Here is a 15,857-nt window from a genome sequence, read left to right on the forward strand (position 1 = left end):
CCGGTACACCGGAGGTCCACAATGGGGCTTGTATTGAAGTACGTCATCCAGACTAAAGCCGGCACTTGGCACTACCGCAGAAGGCTCCCCCGCGACTTAGCGCCGCTCCTCCGACAGAACGAGTTCAAGCGGCACCTCGGAGACACCAAGCGAGAGGCTCTCCGCAACTACCCCAAGGTGAATGGCGATTTTGACCGACTGGTGGCCGAAGCTCGGCGGCGGAACAGCGCGGGCCTGCCTGCCGAAACGCCCTTGGAGGTCCATCGGATGGCAGAGCGCCGGGCGCAAGAGCTTGCAGGCATGACCGTCATGGTCGGTGGCCGTATGCTTCCCGGCAGTGACCCCGAGGCCGCCGATGTGATCCGCGAGAGCCACTTAGGGGCACATGGCGAGACCGACGATGTAGAGGGCCGAGCCGTGGCTATCCTGTCCAGCGGCGGCAAGCTGTCCCGCCCTGCCCCCACAATCGAAGACGCAAGAAAACTCTACCTGAAGGAGAAGGTGGGGGACGACACTAAGAAGACGCTGGAGCTAGATCGCGTCTTCAAGTTGGTGAGCGAGGCGCTCCAGAGTGATCGAACGTTGGCAAGCATCAAGCGGGAAGATGCCAAAGAAGTCCGCGACCATATGCGCGACGGGCGCAAGGCGTCGTCCGTGGACCGATATTTGAACGTCGTCCGCGCCGTCATCAATCATGCCATTCGAGAATTTGATCTGGCCGGTGTAGCTAACCCGTTCATGTACCTGGAAGCCGACACAAAGGACAAAGCCGAGCCCGACAGGGACAAGCGCCGCCCTTTCACGGCCGACGAGCTCAAGGACACGACCGCCCGCATCCTGTTCCTCGCCAATCCTGCTCTCCAGCGGATTTGGCAAATGCTGGAGGGAACCGGGTGCCGGCTGGCCGAGGTTGCCGGATTGCGTGTCTCGGACGTTCACCTGGACCATGCAATCCCTCACATAACGGTCGAATGGCACGACGACAGGCGCATTAAGAACGCCGTTTCCCGGCGCAATGTCCCGTTAATCGGCAATGCACTCGACGCGGCCAAGGCGGCTGTTACGGCGGCCGGCAATGCGGCGATGCTGTTCCCTGCCTACGGTCGGCCTAATGGGGCATCCTCGGCTTCTGCTGCCCTTGGTAAGCACGTCCGGGCAGTCGTCACTGATCCCAAGGTGACCACTCACTCCCTTCGCCACCTTATGAAAGACAGGCTTCGGCTGGCTGGCGTCTCCAAGGCGGACCAAGACATTGTGCTTGGTCACTCGTCGGGGAGTGAGGGAGAGAAGTATGGACGCGGGCAGGAAGCGATGCTTGAGGTGGCCCAGCGGGCACTCAAGGCGGCCCTGGGTATCGAGGACAAGCGCAAATAGGCCCTTTCCCATGTCCCGTTGGGCTGTTTCAGTCGCTTCACGGGTCCCGGTGGCAGAATGTACCGGCCCACCCTGAACGGCGCTTTATGGACCGCACCGGACAACGCGCCACCCACAGTGCAAGAGCGAGAATAAATGGGTGACCTCTGATTTATTCTCGCTGAAACACTTTCGGCCGTGATTTAGCCTCGCCAAAAAGTTGGGATGGCAATTTCATCTCGCTGGCACAGACACGCAAATCACCTATCCTTGGGTCATGTCATCTTACCGAAAGGAAACAGCGATGACCGAGAAACGTGGCCGTGGCCGTCCCGAGGGCACCGGCAAGAAGGATGGGCCATTCTTGGCCGACATGGCAGACCTCATGATCCGGACGCCGAAGATGAGGAAGACTACCGCAATTAGGCGGGTTATGGCCGCTCGCAGCGATTGGGAGGCCGCGAGCCCGGAGGCTATGGTTCACCGATTGCAGGAAAAGTGGAAGGCAGAGGGTGAGGCGCATCTCGCAGCCGCACATAAGAGGGCAACAGCGTGGACCGCCACACCGAGGTCAAGCCATCTGAACTATGTGGGGATACCTGACGGGCTACAACGGCATCTTGGTGTGATGAGCCCGTTGACCTCGTCGGTCTTGGACCAAGCCGCTGCGGACGCTCGAAGGGCCTTAGATGCCGTCCGGGGAGACTTTGGAAAATACGGCGCGTTGTGGCAGGCCATACAGGGTGACCTTGCAAAATACGGAGCCCGTTTTGACGGTGTTCGAGATCACGCGGCAACCACGTTTCGTGAGTTCGAGGAGGCCAGACGCCGAGCCTTCGCACCCGGCCAAGGAATTCTGGACGAGATGGCCTCACTTCGGAAGCAAGCCGAAGCGCAGCTCGCGGCGGTCCGTGGCCCCTTCGCCGAACTCGAGAAGTCCTTTGCCCAGTTCGCATCTGGCGCTTCGGTCAATTCGCCGGCGGTCCGCACCGCACTGGGCCTAGCCTAGAATAACGGCCCCCCCCCGGCCGATGTAGCCGGGGGCTTCGTATTCCTTCGTGTTCCTACCGCTGCACCTTCTCCGGTAAGCTCTCAATCATGTGACTGAACAGCGCCGAGAACGGCAGGAAGTTGCCAAGCGGCATGAAGGCGCTCCAGCCGGCCCGCGCCTGTGCCTGGCTCATGTCCTCCCCCGTCAGGGCCGCATTGGCCGCACCTTTCGCGAACGTTTGCGCCTTGCTCACTTGGTCGAGGACCGGAGCCCCGAACAAAGCATCCTGCGGCGCGCCGCTGGCCCGAGCGGACCCGAACTGCGGCCACTATCGGGGTCATGAGCAAGGCGCTGTCCATCGGGAGCACCGAAGCCGTGGCCGAACGAGCGAACCCGTTCTTGGCGAGGTTTACCGGGGTTCAAGGGTCTCCTCGAAGCTCCCCCGCTACAACGTCGGGGCCGCCAGCAAACGCCGATAGGCTCTGCTTTATGTCCTGTGGAGCCGTTTGAGAGGCTTCGAGGGTCGAGGCGGTACAAACTACTGTCCGAACCTCAGCGCCACGAGGGCGGACCTCATACGAACCATCGTCGGCGACTGGCTTGTGGCAAATTCCTTTCTGCCGGTTCCGCCGCGTTGGACGAGGACAGGACGGTGGAAGGCAACGCATGATCAGCGCACCACGCTATAAGCGCGATTACCTAGACCGCGAGGTTGACTGTCAGGAGGCGATGGAGCCCGGTTTCCAGGCCATCGTGGATTGCATGCGAGAGGCTGGGTGGCAGCGAGGCGAGGTGATGCGGTCGCTTCGCCGCCTGATCGCTGCGGACAACATGACCCAGAAGGAAAACGCCAGGGTCGAGGCCGAGCTGGCTATTGCACGGGCGATGATCCGGGCTGGAAAATGACTGGATCGTCAGATAAGTGCCCTCATCCATACTTGAGGGAGGCGCTGCGTTAGCCCACGGCCCGGATGAAAATTGGGGCTATCCACGCGCTTGCTGCCACGGCGATCCGGTCACTGGCGACTGCGGGAAAATTCCCAGCACCACCGTGACGCCCCGGCCAGATGGCTATGTGATTATTCTGCGCCCAGGCGACCATCACAAAGTCACGCATCAGAACCGCTACTTCGTGCCGTACGATGTCGTAATCCCCTCGGGGGATGACAGCTTCCACATCTGCCTGCATCCGACGGAAGAAGACGAAAACTGCTTCTTCGCGCCGGCCGATGCGATGTGAATGTTCGACTATCTTGGCCCGATTGAACCTGTGCCGGGTGGGGCGAAAAAGCACGTCCATCGAAACCTGTGATAAGTCTCGTAACTCATGTGCGGGGTCAGTGTCCGATAGAACGTCATCAGGCGCTCGCAAATATGATATTGGTCATCCGGCGAGGTCTGGACACGGTCTCTGGGAATGAACCACTCCGTCTCCTGTGGTTCGTTCAGGTAGCTGGGACGCGGCATCCTCACGAAATAACCGTCCCTTGTCATCCTGACATAGCTTGGATCAATAGGATGGCAGTCTTTGCCTCCACAGCAGTCGTAGTGAAGAACTGGGTCTGTCTTACCGCTATACCATTCGTGGGCCTCGGCATTGCCGAGTAGCGCAAGCCAAGCCAACGCGAAATAGCGCTTCGACTGCGTCATCAAAATCCCCTCGCAGCCTGCATATCACATTAGACATCACTAATCATCAGGCTGGAGGTCGCATCGGCCGCCGCATAGGTCGGGCGATGCATTCTCTAGTTCATCTGCCGAAAGGCCTTCAGCGACGCATGGCGCAGCTTTTCCTCGCCCTTCAGGAACTTGACCCGCCCCACCAGACCCGGCTTGAGCCACTCGGCCTTCTCTTTGGCGAGCCCTTTCGGCGGGGGTGCGCCAGCCCTCCCTTGTACGCGGTCCCATAGGGCCTGCCGCTTGTCGGCTTTGAAGGTCACGAAGGCACCACCCATGTAGTGGCCTTTATCAGCCATGAGCACCATGGCCGGCTTTCCGGTCTCGCGCTTCACGCCGATGATTTCCATCTCCTTCTCGACGTAGCATTTGATCTTGCGCCAGTTCATGGTCGAGCCGCTGCGGTAAAGGCTGTCGAGGCGCTTCGACACGATGCCCTCAAGACCGGCCTCACAGGCGAGATGGTAGACAGCCCCGCCAGTGCCAGGCAGTGCCTCGCTGAACTGGATATGGCCGCCAGCCGGGATCACTGCTTGCAAGATTTCGCGCCTGTCCTTCAGCGGCATGTCGCGTAGATCGTGGCCGTTGAGGTGCAGAAGGTCGAAGGCCACGAGGTAGAGGTCTTGCGCACGCTTGGTGATGGCGGAGCGCAAGGCATGGAAGTCCGAAAGTCCGGCCTCGTTGGTGACGATTGTCTCACCCTCGATGATGAAGCTCTCGGCCTCAATCGCCTTCGCCTCGTCGGCAAGCGGCCGGTACTTGGCCGTCCAGTCGAAGCCGTTCTTGGTGTGGAAGCGGATGCCGTCAGCGTCCTTGATGACTTGGGTCCGGTAGCCGTCGAACTTGACCTCATGGCTCCATTCGCCACCCTTGGGCGGCTGTTCGACCAACTCGGGCTCCATAGGGCGGATGAATGACAGCCGAACGTGGCCGGCAGGCTTACGCATAGGCACTCCACGCGACACTCGAATTTTATTCAATATCGCACAGCCGTAAGCGTTCCGTTAGCTGGCGCTTATGGAACAATCCAGCTTGGCCGCTGTTCTCTTTGGCCAAGGAGGAACGAGCATGGCAGACGACAAGAGCAAGCGTGGGGGCCGCGACCGAGACCGAGTGTCAGCAGAAGAAGACTACGAAGTCCGACACTTCGCCAACAAGGTGGGCCTGACGGTCCAACAGGTGCGCGAGTTGATCAAGCAGCACGGCAACGACCGCAAGACGCTGGAACGCGAGGCCGACAAGCTTAGAGGATGACCAAGCTATTGGATCTTGGGCCGCCCATCACAGGCAGGCGACACGGTGGCGAGGTGTCGAATGAAGATGATCACTTCTACGCCTGTCCCGTCTGCGGGCAAGTGGTTGACAAGCGCGACCTTCGACAGATGAACAGCCGGGGCACCAGCCGGCTTGAAATGGATGCGTGAAGATGGCCTCGCCTCCATGGGTGTCTTATCGGTCCCACAATGGAAGATAGGTGGGGTGGAGTGAAAGGTTGTTGGGGTGAGAAGGAAGATGCTCCTCCCTCTCTCCCCACATATAGGTCAACCTTAGCAACTTGGCTTCAGTGCCACCTTGATGCGGGCTCCCGCTACGCGTTCCGCCTCCTCGGCCATGATCTCTGCGATAGTCCGCGTCTTCATGATCGGGGACAAAACAGCATCGTGGATGGGGAGAACGGCGCAGTCCTCCAGCAATGTCCTTTCCAACACGCGGCAAAGGATTTCGCTCTCGCTGTACATCAGCTCATAGCCGATCCCACAGTTCAGCACCGGTGCCAGTCGCGGGTGCTTCCTCAACATTGCTCGCTTGAAGCGGCCCACTGTCCACCCTGCAGGCAGCCCTTGCTCGATGTCCGGATGCCACTTGCGCATTGTCGTGGCCTTGAAGAGGAAAGCGTTGAACCCGCTCTTCACAGCACGCCTTTGCTCGTCGGTGAACTCTTCAGTTCCGGGAAGGTCGTAGGGGCTACCCTCGGGCGGAGTAGCACCAACCTTGGCATAGGCTAGGCGAGGAAACATCTGTCCATAGTCAAGTTCCCCGATCCACTGACCTCCAATCCGAATGTGCCTCCGTTCGGTCCTCCTCATCTGCTGCCAGAAGCCTCCGAAGAGACGGCCGCTGTATGCGAGCTTCGGCGATCTAGCACCTGGGGGCAGCGTGAACCGCCTTACCAACGTTCGGTCATGAGTGTCGGTGCGTTGGTTCCCCACGTACGCCACCTCGGCAACCGCAAGCCGCTCGTTGAACCTCCGCACCTGTGCCGCCTTCGATGCAGCGTCGTCGGTCTGGGGGATTGGGACATGCTCTCGTCGGCCCCATTGGTCCTTCCGCGTTAGGACCAGTGCCGGTAGGTCCGTCTTTCTGTCGAAGTCCGGGCTGCTGATACCCCTTGATCTCACCTCTCCTGCAAACCCAGCCGTAGGAGCGATTGTACTGGCGTACCCGGCCTCCACCGGCTTTATCACCGTCGCCACGCCAACGGCCTCCAGCGCCCCTAGAAGAGCCGGTAAAGGCTTGCCGAAGCCGTCAACGGTCCTCCCCACAGTGGCCAGCTTGCGGTGGCCGAGCGGCAGCGTAATGCGGCCCTGCTCGGGCGGGAACAGGGCGTAATGAGCAAGATTGGCGACGATGGTGTCTACAGCACCCTTGAACGCCTTTGCGTCTGCCGGCCTTCTCTGGCGTTGGCGCGACCCGCTGCGCTTTTCAAACGCCAAGACCAGCGCCGAGACGTCATCTGCAAGTTCCTGAAGTGGGCCTTGAGTGCCCAGCTCAAAGCGGAACATTTGGTCTCGTCTGGCTTCAGGGCTTGTCGTCACACGAGCTCCCGGAGGGCTTGGTTGATCTCATCGGCCATGGCTTGCTTCCTTTCTTGATCACGTTTTTCGAGTTCGGCGAGTTGCAGACCGGCACCTCCGAAGGCGGCGGTCAGGTCACGGGCAACGATCATGCCCGCCTTTGGACTAAGCTCCCGGTAGACGCGCTCCTGCCTGCCCGTACGGTGGTCGTAGCGGAGCCCCGAGTGCCTACTGGAGAGCGACCGGACCCGCTTCACGAGCTGAAGGCGGAAGGCAGCGTCGGACAGGAACCGCTCTGGTCTCTCACTCCAGAACAGGAACATCGCCATCGTGGTAACGGCTATGTCCCGCGCAGAGCATTCGGCATCGAGGTTCAGCACCTCATGCGCCGCTTGTCGCTGGTATCGGCTCTGGACGCGATTGCCGGCGGTGTCCTTCGCCGAGGTAGCCAGAGCGGCCCACCGGGCATCCAAGTGGGCCCATAGGGGACTGTGGGCGTTCTTGGCGATACGCTCCCGAACGAGGGAGACGTAGGGCTCAAGCTCACTTCGCGTTATGGCAGTCTGCTCGACATCGCCCTGGCGCCGCAGTCGGCTCTTGTGTCGCCGACAGTGTGGGCTGAAGCGGGAAGACGTGGGTGCGCCGCAATGCGCAGCGCGACATGTTCGCATTCACTTCTCCTAATATTTGTATCCGCCCCTAAGCACAGAGGGACGGAAGATTTGAAAGAGGCCGGGACTTCCCGACCATTGATTTGTTGGTTTGTGTTAAGTGCCGCCGGGGGTCGTCCTGACCTTCCCGGTTCGCGGTCCCCCTTGGTTCAACGCAAGGCTCCGCTACCCTCTCCGGAGGCTAGTCCGGATTGGCGGCTGATGCGGAACTTGCACGTCCGGCGCTGTGCCGGTCTCGGGTGCAAGCCCGCTGCCATTCTATGGTTCGGCCGGGGATCATCGTCTTGCCCCGTACGGTCCCGCTGCCGGCCCCTAGAGGCACGTCAGGCATGGCTGCAATCGACCGAGCTGTCTCGCAGGACAGCCAACTTGGTTTTGGAAGGGTGGCTCTTGGGCCGAATGGCGTGCGAGCGGGTTGGTCTTCAGGGTTCAGCGGCGGGCCAAGCCCACCACTCGGTATGCGAAAGGCGCATATTGGTGACGGCGACCTCGGTGTCAACAGCCAGACTTCGTATTATTTTCAACGAGATAGGGGCACTGGATATCTAATCCAGGGCGGAGCCTTGAGGCGCAAGGCGTCCCAAGCCAACTGTGCCCGAACTGTGCCTGAAAAAAGTGCGGGCCGATCCGCAAACTCGGGAGCGAGCCTGCTTCTACAGGCCAATAACCATGTTGAGCGTATTGAACACCTTCATGCCCTTTGGCGTCGGCTTGACGCGCTTGATGCGTCGGTCCTGCGTGTCTTCGTACGTGGCGACCAGATCGTGCCCCGGCTGGCCCTTACGGTGGACCTTCGACAACGCGGATACGTTTCGGCTCACAGACGAGGAACTCAAGCCGGTGAGTTGCTCCAGCTCCCGCATGGAGAGATCGGGCTTCTCTACGATGCGAAGGAAGACAGAAATTTGCTGGATTTGCATCTCGGGATCGAGCTTTGCGAACTCGTCGAGTAGCCCGAGCATCCGAAGGGCAGGCCGTTGTGCAGTCATGGGGATTTTGATGTGACCTATGGTTTGAGCTATGACGCCATGCGGCTTTGGCACGGGGGACGCAGATGCGGCAAGCCACCTATCGTCCGATGAACATCCTTACCAACGCCACGGCCCCACACAGGCCGTAGAGGGCCATGAAGATCATTGCCAGCGTGTAAGCCATCTCCGTGCCTCCTCACATGCCCCAAGCCGCAAGCGCCTTCTCGGCCGCCGCAGGGTCTTCCTTGATCCGCAATACAGTCTGGCGCGTGAGCCCTGACGCTTTGGCGACGGCGGACGTTCCTTGCCCCTGCGCAATCATGTCAGCGACGACCCGGAGCGCGGCCCTGTCGTAGCTTGGCTTGCGTCCCCTGTAGCGATCCTCCTGCGCCCTAGCGGCCTCTATTCCTGCCCGCTGCGCCTCCTTCGTGGCCTCGGCTTGCGCCTGCGCGGTTGCCGCCATGAAGGCTATCAGCGCGTCCCGGACGGCCTGCTGCATGGGGTCTGTTGTTGCCCCGTCGAAGGTCATGGAATTGATGACCGTCTTGACTACCACGCCCTTCCGCATGAACTCGCGTATGGTGTCGCATACGTCTTGGTAGTTGCGGCCCAGCCGATCCACCCAGCGGACCACCAGCGTATCCCCTCTCCGCAGCATGTCACGGAGCCTTCGGCCCTCCGGCCGCTCCGCAAGCGTGGTGCTCACCCCGGAGACCCCGTGGTCAGCCACTACCTCGTCAATGGTGAACCCAGCGGCCTCCGCCTGGGTGCGCTGGTGGCCGAGCGTCTGGTCAACGGTCGAGACGCGGGCATAGAGAATGGTTTTGGACATGATGCTCCCCCGGTGTCCGTTAGCGTGGTGTACGCTGATAGGCTGTCCGTTGACGGAAGTCAACCCTAACGGACAATCTTTCGGACAGCGCCTCGGCTGTACGCTGGGCTATACCCTTCCGGACACCTGTCATTGCAGTCACGGCTCTGATACGAGCCGAAGGCGGCACATTGGGGGCTCCACATGGACGAGAAAAATTATCGTCAGCTTGCGGTTCGGATCGCTGAAGAGGCGACGCCGGGCCAGAGTGACGCGCTCAAGGCTTGGGCGCTGAAGCTCCTCGACATTCGGAACTCGGACCTGCCTGTCCGTCAGAAGGCGAAGAAGGCAATCGCCGCCACGGTCTCAAGCAAGGTCATCTGGCCGCTGGTGAAGATCGTAGCATCACAGACCAGAAGCGTTGGCTGGGACAATCGCACCGTCGCCCAGCGATTGGGCCTTGGCGCTGCGGCCATTGGCCTTACGGTGTTCAGCGGCCAAAGCGCCGGTATTGCTGCCCTTGGTGGTGCTATTGGTGTGCCGTTGTGGGTGGTGCTGGGCGCAGGTTCGATGTTCGCACGCTACCTCTATGAAGAACTCGCCCTCCGCTCGAAGGATAACGGCGGAGTGTCTTACTCCGTAATAGACGCCGAGAAGATTGACGACGGCAAAGCGTAGCCCTGTCCAACGGCAACGTTCGTTGTGCCTGACAAATAGACCGTGGCTGGAGAGGCGTTCGGGTCTGCCCGGCGTCCTACACCTCCGAACCTCTCGAAGCCGCTGCCGCCGCTACCGATTGGTGGCCGAGCGTGGGCCGAGAGTGCGGCTGTGGGCGACGACCCGGGCGGGGGGTATCGCGCTGCTGCAACTGTCGAGTTCGACCCCTCGGATTTTTCCGCCAAATTGAGTACGGCGCTTCTCATTGCAGCTTGCCTCTGCCGCCACAACCAGTCGAGTAGGACCGTGCTGTATGCTATTCTGGGGGAACTTGAGGGAGGAAAACTACCATGATCGCTGTCATCTCGGAGGTTTGGCCGTATCCAGATCGCTATGGCGACTACAACGAACTGGCCGCAGTACTGCTCCCGCATCTGGAAGCAATCGACGGATTCATCTCATCGGAACGCTTTGAGAGTTGCACGGAGCCTGGAAAGTATCTGTCTCTCTCGTTGTGGCGCGATGAGGCCGCACTTTCACGGTGGCGCAATCTTGAGGAACATCGCCGTGTGATGGCACAGGGCCGTAGCGGTATCCTTCGCGACGTTCATATCCGCGCAACCAACGTACTGTGGGACTACACCCTCACGGACCGCACGGAAGCGCCCGCTGATAGTAGGGCCTTGTTCGGGTAGCTGCGGCGTTGACAGAACCCTTGACCCTACTTCGACCCCGCCCCGAACCACCGGATGAACGCCGCGTCCCTCCCGGTCACCTCTCGCACAGCCTTCAGCAGCGCCTCATGCAAATCCTGAAGGGACCTGTAGTGGTCGCACTGGGGCGAAATGAGAGGCCGCGTGATGCTGTGGTGCAGCGCCTCGGCCGCCTTCATGAATTGCTCCAGCTCTCCGTTTGATAGCTGCTTGGGTTTGTTGCGTCGGACCATTGCGACCTCCTGCTGGGTGTCGCCCCATCTAGGAATATGTTCCTACAGCTACGGGGAAAAGACAACAAGGGGGCGAGGTGATGCAGGGGGAAAAAGACGAGCTGCCGGAGACGTACTTCGATGGTCTCTTGAAGCATCGCGAGGCTATGGTCGCGCTGCGGTCGGATCAGCTAACGATCTTAGACAAGTCGCTCTTGAGCGTGTCGAGCGGTGCCCTCGGGATATCCATCGTCTTCATGGACAAGATTGGCGGGGGCAGCGGAGCCGTGAGCGTCTACCTACTCACTTCATGGATTTGTTTCGGTGCTGCCATATCGGCAAACATAACGTCCTACTTTACAGGCGCAGAGGACGCGCAGAGAGAAATCGACAAGCTAGACAAATGCGTCATCAACTTCACAGCCTACGAAAGCGGTGGAAACCCGTTCAAGGGGGCGACGAAACTCCTCAATGTCGCGGCGCTTGTGCTATTCATTCTTGGGGTAATTTCGTTGGCACTTCATGCCTACACAAGCACGAGGACCGTTCCAAATGGCGCGACCACCAACTCCCAACCACGAACAACGGGGAACCCCCAGCCACCGGCCGCCACCAGCAGTCCCTAGCGGAGGCGGGAACGTCGGGGCTGGAAAGCCGTCATCTAACCCACCGCCACAGCGGCCGACAAAGAAGTAGCTACCGCGTTAGCTCCTCGTGATGAAGCGGGCGCGTTCAAACAACTCGTCGTAGGTGATGATGTCCAGATTTCGCGTGTCGCGCCGAAATAGCTCGAATGTGTCACGCTTCACCGCCGCGTCCCTCAAGTTGCCCGAGGCATCAAACTCATTGCGGTTGCCAATGACCAAGATGGTCTTCGCGTCACGCGTTCTCGCTTCTAGCCGCCGCGTCCCGGATTTGTCGAAGTGGTCGCTGGACTGAGCCGCAACCATCCATTCGGCCTTTTGCTCAAGAACCTGCGAAACTGCGTCCATGAATTCGACGCTGAACCGCCACGTTCCCGAGCGGCCTGATTTCCGGAACTGGAAGATTGGGGTATCGGGCCGTTTGATTTCGACCAGTACCGTGTAGTCCGTGAAGCTCATCAAGAAATCGACCGTGGGCTTGTTCTGGTTGTCGGTGCCCGCCGTCCCAACCACCAGCTCGCGACCAAACAGCCGCATGATGCGGTAGTCGAGGCCATAGCCAAAAACCCAGCTCTGGGCTTCGAAAAAGTCTTGCCAATCGACTTCCGTCCAAGTCCCGTCCTCAAGTCTGGCTTGGAACAGTTCTAGCGCCTGTCTCCTGCCCAACAGAAGATTGACTTCTTCAGGCGAGAGACTGGCGTGCAAGGACCGGAAGAATTGCTCACGCTGGCTCTCATCCATGCGCCTAATGCGGTCGATCAGGGAGCGATCGGCGGCATCGGTAATGATTTTCGGACCGGCCGTGACGGAGATGTCTTCGACCTGAAATCGGTCCTCGTTGGACAGGTCTATGAACTTGATCCGCTTCAAGAATGCGAGGAGCTTTTCGAACTCATCCGAACGAAACGTGAAGGCATCCTTTGCGTAGCCCTGATACCAGTCACCCACACGGCTCTGAAATGTTTGCAGTGTCACCCGCCTTACCGACGCGTCATCCTGACTGACCAACGCCACGACCTGGGTCTTCCGTTGCTCCCCGGTCAGCCGCAGGCAAAGCGCACCTTCAGCTTCGCCGAGGACAGCACGCTCGGTGCCTTCAAAGACAGCGTAGGCAAGGCGTCTCTTTTCCGGGTTGATTGTGCCGTGGGTGAAGACCTTGCTGAGGTACGTCTTCCCTTCCTTACGAAGCTGAAAGAATTTCGCGTCGTCCTCATCCATGGTAACCCCTCACCTTCCGCGCCGCCACGGTACAGCCCACTAGATCAGTTTTGCAAACTCTCGGTAAGGCAGGAGCAGCCGCCGCACCTTGGCAACCGGAAGCCGTTGAGGTACACATTTGCACCGCAAGAGGTCCACAACAGCGGAATGGGTTCAGCAGAGGGACATCGCAAAAGTCATTGGTATCGTTGAGATAATTAGGGCTGTCCCACGCGGTTCGATTTGGCTCCTATAGCCCGGCCCGGGGAGCCAACATTTCCAAAACATCTAGAGTTTTCAGGAACAAACGAAAAACGGCTGGTCTATAGCATACCTAGCCAACTCGATTTCGCTAGGCGTCGACCCTAAACCGGAATCGCCGAAGGAGAGAAATCGCCATCGGCCACCTTTTTGATGAGCTGATCAGCCTGCAGGCCAAATCAGGAAGAATTCCCCCTTTTCAGCTCCTCGTGGCCTTTATGTCGGCGACCAGGCTCTTGAGGAACTCGACGTCAAGGGCTGGATCGTCGCAATAGTCGACCTCTCTCGCCCTCACCTTGACGAGCAGGCCCTTGAAGCTCTTAGCCCGGGTGTTCATGAGACGATCGTGGGCACGGACGAATGCTTCGGCCCGCTTCTCTTCCTTCTCCTCTGCCTTCTCCCGACGGGTCCTGGCGCGATTCTGCTCCACCTCGGCACGATCTTCCTCTTCTTCTGCCGCCGCCGTGCGAGCCGTGGCCTTGTTCCAGCGCCGGCTCGCAGCGTTCAGCTTCACCTCCAGTCGCAGGAGCTTTTTGTCGGTCATGACATGTCCTCTCTCCCAGAAAGACCTGCGCCGACTTGAGGACGTTCTTTGCGCTGCCGGAGCAAAGCAAGCCCTCGTCGCTCGTGCTTTATATACCGCGAACGCTTGTCGCTGACGGCCAACCATCGCAGAACCCTCAGGAGCTAGCCCGTAGGTCGCCTATACGAAGCCCACCTCGCTGTGGCCACTCCTTTGGCTACGACAGCCGCCACAGCGGCTTTGAACAGGCGGCCGCATCCATGCGGAATCGACCGCCTCAACCCGTCACCCGAGCGCATTGGGATCATTCCCTAGCGGGAGAACGGTGTGATGTGCTCATAGAGGGGAGGCTTCAGCCTCCCATCTTCTTGGCCATCGCGCAGAAGTCCGCGTGCGCCTTGTTGATGGTTGCGTCGCCGCAGTCTTTCAAAATCGCTGTACGCTCATCCGGCTTCATGGCCATCCAGGCAGTCTTGAAATCCGCCTCGGTTCTCAATGTTTTCATGCCAGCGTCGGTGAAGAACGGCGACATCTTGGCCGGGTCGTCGAGCGCAGACGTGCCGGTGCTACTACCGGCCATCGCGGCACTACCCATCATTGCGAGCGCAACTGCGCTCATGCAGAGCATCTTGATTTTCATTTGAATATCCTCCGGTGAGGTCCCAATGAAATGTGACCGTGACGAAAGAACGCGCAGTCATTCGAGACGTTCCCACGCGTTGCAAACAACCAAGGCGGTTGCGCCCGAATTACAGTGACGGTGCAGCCTCACATTGCTCCAGGAGCGCTGGCTCTGATCATTAGCCACCGTAATTCCGCCAAATCTGAAGCCTGGCATCTCGATTGCTCACCAATTGAACTAACGCAGACAACGACGTTAGGCCCAACGGAATGGGCATTCAGTCCAAATTGCTGGTCTTCACGAGGCCAAATAACCTTGCGAAGGAAAGGCAGGGGCAAATGGCCTGGAAACGAGCGATTGCTGTCAAAGACTGGTCTTGCGCCATGAGTGACGAGATTGGCCGCGTGGTCTTGGCCATAAACTCGACCGAAGGTGAAACGACCTACGTTCTGATGACAACCTTCCAGGCGGCGAAAATGGCTCAGGAGCTGCGGTCGCCGAAGACGGTCCCCCGATACGACATGTAGCCAGTCCAGCGGGGTTCCTAACGCATGATTGTTGAATTCGCAGGTCCGGCTGGGTCAGGCAAAACGACATTTGCGCATGCGCTTTATGAACAGTTGCGGGCTCACGGACACCCTGCACGGATTGTTCTCACTGACCGGCGGGTTGTTCACCGATCCATGCTGGACCCCGGCGGCATCGTCACTGCGATGTGTCGAGTCGCTCGCGCGGCTGCACGCTCGATTGGCATGGCCTGTCGCCCATCCGCTAATGCCGTCGACTTCAGAATTCGCGCAAACCTGGTGCACACACTGCCTCCCAGAAACGTGATTTGGCGCATCAGGCTAAGTCAATACGTTCTCCGCCTTGCCCGCGCATGGCGCCAATCTGCCGCGAGCGAGGAAATTCTTATTTTCGACGAAGCCTTCGTTCAGGCGGTTTCGATGCTCGCCTGCTTCAGTGGAACAGCAGATGAGACGTGCCTTGCTCACGCGCTGGATTTCATCCCGGAGTCGGACGTGGTGGTTAGAATCGACGCCTGCGAGCAACTTCTCATCGAGCGGCTTGACCGAAGACAGAAGAGCCACACCTTTGCCGAGCGTTTGTTCGAAACCGGATTGGACAAAAGGCTTCAGTCGGCCACCGTCGTGGCGCGCGTATGCGGCCTGCTGACGGCGCGCGGCCGCTCGATCATTGACGTCGACGCCAACAATCAACGTGCACTAACGCTGGCGATCGATGAAATCGAAGAGGAGATCTTGGCGAGGTACAAACGCAGCTTGCACTCGGCAGCCTATCCGCCAATTCCGTTGGATTGAACGGCGGCCTACAACGGACTTCCATTCACCGTCGGCGAAGACGGCGCAGCCGCCAAACGTCTACACTCGCACGGGCAGTTCGGTCACCGTAGTTCCAGGAACAACCGTCGATTTATTGGCAAGGCGGGTCTTGGTTCCCACTGGCCGGCTAGGCATCCTCCATTCGTATGGCAAGAATCTTGGGTCGGACTGATAGGCTCGATCTCAGCCGGAGCGTTGCGAGCCTTGCTGGTCAGGCCCGGCCTGACTGGTTCTACCCCGCCAGCCTTGCCGGGCCGCTTCGCCGAGGTGACGACCCACTGTCGTCGCCGGCTAGGCCTCGTCCTCTTCGATGCCAATGCTGTCCCCATCGCCATGGACCTTGTTCCGGTCCCATTCGTTGGTTTTGTCGGGCGGCAGCATTTCGGATTTCGCGTTGCTTGTCCTTGCGCGGCTTG

Annotated in this window: 20 protein-coding genes; 10 read left to right on the plus strand and 10 right to left on the minus strand. The window is 59.7% G+C overall.

Annotation, left to right across the window (positions count from 1 at the left end; all coding sequences use genetic code 11):
- The first annotated feature begins 21 nt into the window (after window positions 1-21).
- Together FJ423_RS07570 and FJ423_RS07575 are read left to right on the plus strand one after the other, a co-directional pair.
- Window positions 22-1,374 carry a tyrosine-type recombinase/integrase gene (locus tag FJ423_RS07570; protein ID WP_140840489.1) on the plus strand — a complete coding sequence of 451 codons (1,353 nt, stop codon included), beginning with the start codon at window positions 22-24 and terminating at the stop codon, window positions 1,372-1,374.
- 283 nt (window positions 1,375-1,657) lie between these two features.
- A complete protein-coding gene (locus tag FJ423_RS07575; protein ID WP_140840490.1) occupies window positions 1,658-2,362 on the plus strand; it encodes a hypothetical protein in 705 nt (234 codons plus the stop codon).
- A gap of 55 nt (window positions 2,363-2,417) precedes the next feature.
- Here the strand turns inward: FJ423_RS07575 and FJ423_RS07580 are convergent, their stop codons facing one another.
- Window positions 2,418-2,597: a hypothetical protein gene (locus FJ423_RS07580; RefSeq protein WP_140840491.1), complete on the minus strand. Its 180-nt coding sequence runs from the start codon at window positions 2,595-2,597 to the stop codon at window positions 2,418-2,420.
- Window positions 2,598-3,010: 413 nt separating this feature from the next.
- On the opposite strand from FJ423_RS07580, the gene FJ423_RS07585 reads away from it, so the two are divergent.
- Both FJ423_RS07585 and FJ423_RS07590 read left to right on the plus strand, forming a co-directional pair.
- Window positions 3,011-3,250, plus strand: a complete 240-nt coding sequence (locus FJ423_RS07585) for a hypothetical protein (protein WP_140840492.1) — start codon at window positions 3,011-3,013, stop codon at window positions 3,248-3,250.
- 16 nt (window positions 3,251-3,266) lie between these two features.
- Entirely contained in the window at window positions 3,267-3,584 is a 318-nt protein-coding gene (locus FJ423_RS07590) for a hypothetical protein (protein ID WP_140840493.1), read from the plus strand.
- Window positions 3,585-4,089: 505 nt separating this feature from the next.
- Here FJ423_RS07590 and FJ423_RS07595 read toward each other — a convergent pair.
- Window positions 4,090-4,968: an RNA ligase family protein gene (locus tag FJ423_RS07595; RefSeq protein WP_140840494.1), complete on the minus strand. Its 879-nt coding sequence runs from the start codon at window positions 4,966-4,968 to the stop codon at window positions 4,090-4,092.
- A gap of 121 nt (window positions 4,969-5,089) precedes the next feature.
- Here FJ423_RS07595 and FJ423_RS07600 point away from each other — a divergent pair, with 121 nt between their 5' ends.
- On the plus strand, window positions 5,090-5,275 hold the full coding sequence (locus FJ423_RS07600) for a DUF3606 domain-containing protein (RefSeq protein WP_127245653.1): 186 nt from the start codon (window positions 5,090-5,092) through the stop codon (window positions 5,273-5,275).
- A gap of 293 nt (window positions 5,276-5,568) precedes the next feature.
- On the opposite strand, the gene FJ423_RS07605 is transcribed toward FJ423_RS07600, so the two are convergent.
- The 4 genes from FJ423_RS07605 to FJ423_RS07620 form a co-directional block, all read right to left on the minus strand.
- Complete coding sequence (locus FJ423_RS07605; RefSeq protein WP_140840495.1) at window positions 5,569-6,804, minus strand: hypothetical protein; 1,236 nt, start codon at window positions 6,802-6,804, stop codon at window positions 5,569-5,571.
- Between the two features lie 29 nt (window positions 6,805-6,833).
- A complete protein-coding gene (locus FJ423_RS07610) occupies window positions 6,834-7,196 on the minus strand; it encodes a hypothetical protein (RefSeq protein WP_140840496.1) in 363 nt (120 codons plus the stop codon).
- 944 nt (window positions 7,197-8,140) lie between these two features.
- Complete coding sequence (locus tag FJ423_RS07615) at window positions 8,141-8,476, minus strand: winged helix DNA-binding protein (protein ID WP_140840497.1); 336 nt, start codon at window positions 8,474-8,476, stop codon at window positions 8,141-8,143.
- A 178-nt stretch (window positions 8,477-8,654) separates the two neighbouring features.
- Window positions 8,655-9,290, minus strand: a complete 636-nt coding sequence (locus FJ423_RS07620; RefSeq protein ID WP_140840498.1) for a recombinase family protein — start codon at window positions 9,288-9,290, stop codon at window positions 8,655-8,657.
- A gap of 183 nt (window positions 9,291-9,473) precedes the next feature.
- Here FJ423_RS07620 and FJ423_RS07625 point away from each other — a divergent pair, with 183 nt between their 5' ends.
- Together FJ423_RS07625 and FJ423_RS07630 are read left to right on the plus strand one after the other, a co-directional pair.
- Window positions 9,474-9,947: a hypothetical protein gene (locus tag FJ423_RS07625; protein ID WP_140840499.1), complete on the plus strand. Its 474-nt coding sequence runs from the start codon at window positions 9,474-9,476 to the stop codon at window positions 9,945-9,947.
- A 329-nt stretch (window positions 9,948-10,276) separates the two neighbouring features.
- Window positions 10,277-10,621 carry an antibiotic biosynthesis monooxygenase gene (locus tag FJ423_RS07630; RefSeq protein ID WP_140840500.1) on the plus strand — a complete coding sequence of 115 codons (345 nt, stop codon included), beginning with the start codon at window positions 10,277-10,279 and terminating at the stop codon, window positions 10,619-10,621.
- Window positions 10,622-10,647: 26 nt separating this feature from the next.
- On the opposite strand, the gene FJ423_RS07635 is transcribed toward FJ423_RS07630, so the two are convergent.
- Window positions 10,648-10,872, minus strand: a complete 225-nt coding sequence (locus tag FJ423_RS07635) for a hypothetical protein (RefSeq protein WP_140840501.1) — start codon at window positions 10,870-10,872, stop codon at window positions 10,648-10,650.
- Between the two features lie 80 nt (window positions 10,873-10,952).
- Between FJ423_RS07635 and FJ423_RS07640 the strand changes: the two genes are divergently transcribed.
- Window positions 10,953-11,477 carry a hypothetical protein gene (locus FJ423_RS07640; RefSeq protein ID WP_140840502.1) on the plus strand — a complete coding sequence of 175 codons (525 nt, stop codon included), beginning with the start codon at window positions 10,953-10,955 and terminating at the stop codon, window positions 11,475-11,477.
- Window positions 11,478-11,555: 78 nt separating this feature from the next.
- Here the strand turns inward: FJ423_RS07640 and FJ423_RS07645 are convergent, their stop codons facing one another.
- The 3 genes from FJ423_RS07645 to FJ423_RS07655 all read right to left on the minus strand — a co-directional run bounded on the left by FJ423_RS07645 (window position 11,556) and on the right by FJ423_RS07655 (window position 14,116).
- Window positions 11,556-12,713, minus strand: a complete 1,158-nt coding sequence (locus FJ423_RS07645) for a Shedu immune nuclease family protein (protein ID WP_140840503.1) — start codon at window positions 12,711-12,713, stop codon at window positions 11,556-11,558.
- A gap of 439 nt (window positions 12,714-13,152) precedes the next feature.
- Window positions 13,153-13,497 (minus strand): hypothetical protein, encoded by a 345-nt coding sequence (locus FJ423_RS07650; protein WP_140840504.1) that lies wholly within the window; start codon window positions 13,495-13,497, stop codon window positions 13,153-13,155.
- A 331-nt stretch (window positions 13,498-13,828) separates the two neighbouring features.
- Window positions 13,829-14,116 carry a hypothetical protein gene (locus FJ423_RS07655; RefSeq protein WP_095765001.1) on the minus strand — a complete coding sequence of 96 codons (288 nt, stop codon included), beginning with the start codon at window positions 14,114-14,116 and terminating at the stop codon, window positions 13,829-13,831.
- A 251-nt stretch (window positions 14,117-14,367) separates the two neighbouring features.
- On the opposite strand from FJ423_RS07655, the gene FJ423_RS07660 reads away from it, so the two are divergent.
- Both FJ423_RS07660 and FJ423_RS07665 read left to right on the plus strand, forming a co-directional pair.
- Complete coding sequence (locus FJ423_RS07660; protein ID WP_181174738.1) at window positions 14,368-14,625, plus strand: hypothetical protein; 258 nt, start codon at window positions 14,368-14,370, stop codon at window positions 14,623-14,625.
- Between the two features lie 24 nt (window positions 14,626-14,649).
- A complete protein-coding gene (locus FJ423_RS07665) occupies window positions 14,650-15,420 on the plus strand; it encodes a hypothetical protein (protein ID WP_140840505.1) in 771 nt (256 codons plus the stop codon).
- Window positions 15,421-15,857: the final 437 nt, after the last annotated feature.

The sequence above is a fragment of the Mesorhizobium sp. B2-8-9 genome (assembly GCF_006439475.1).
In the GTDB taxonomy this organism is placed as follows: Bacteria; Pseudomonadota; Alphaproteobacteria; order Rhizobiales; family Rhizobiaceae; genus Mesorhizobium.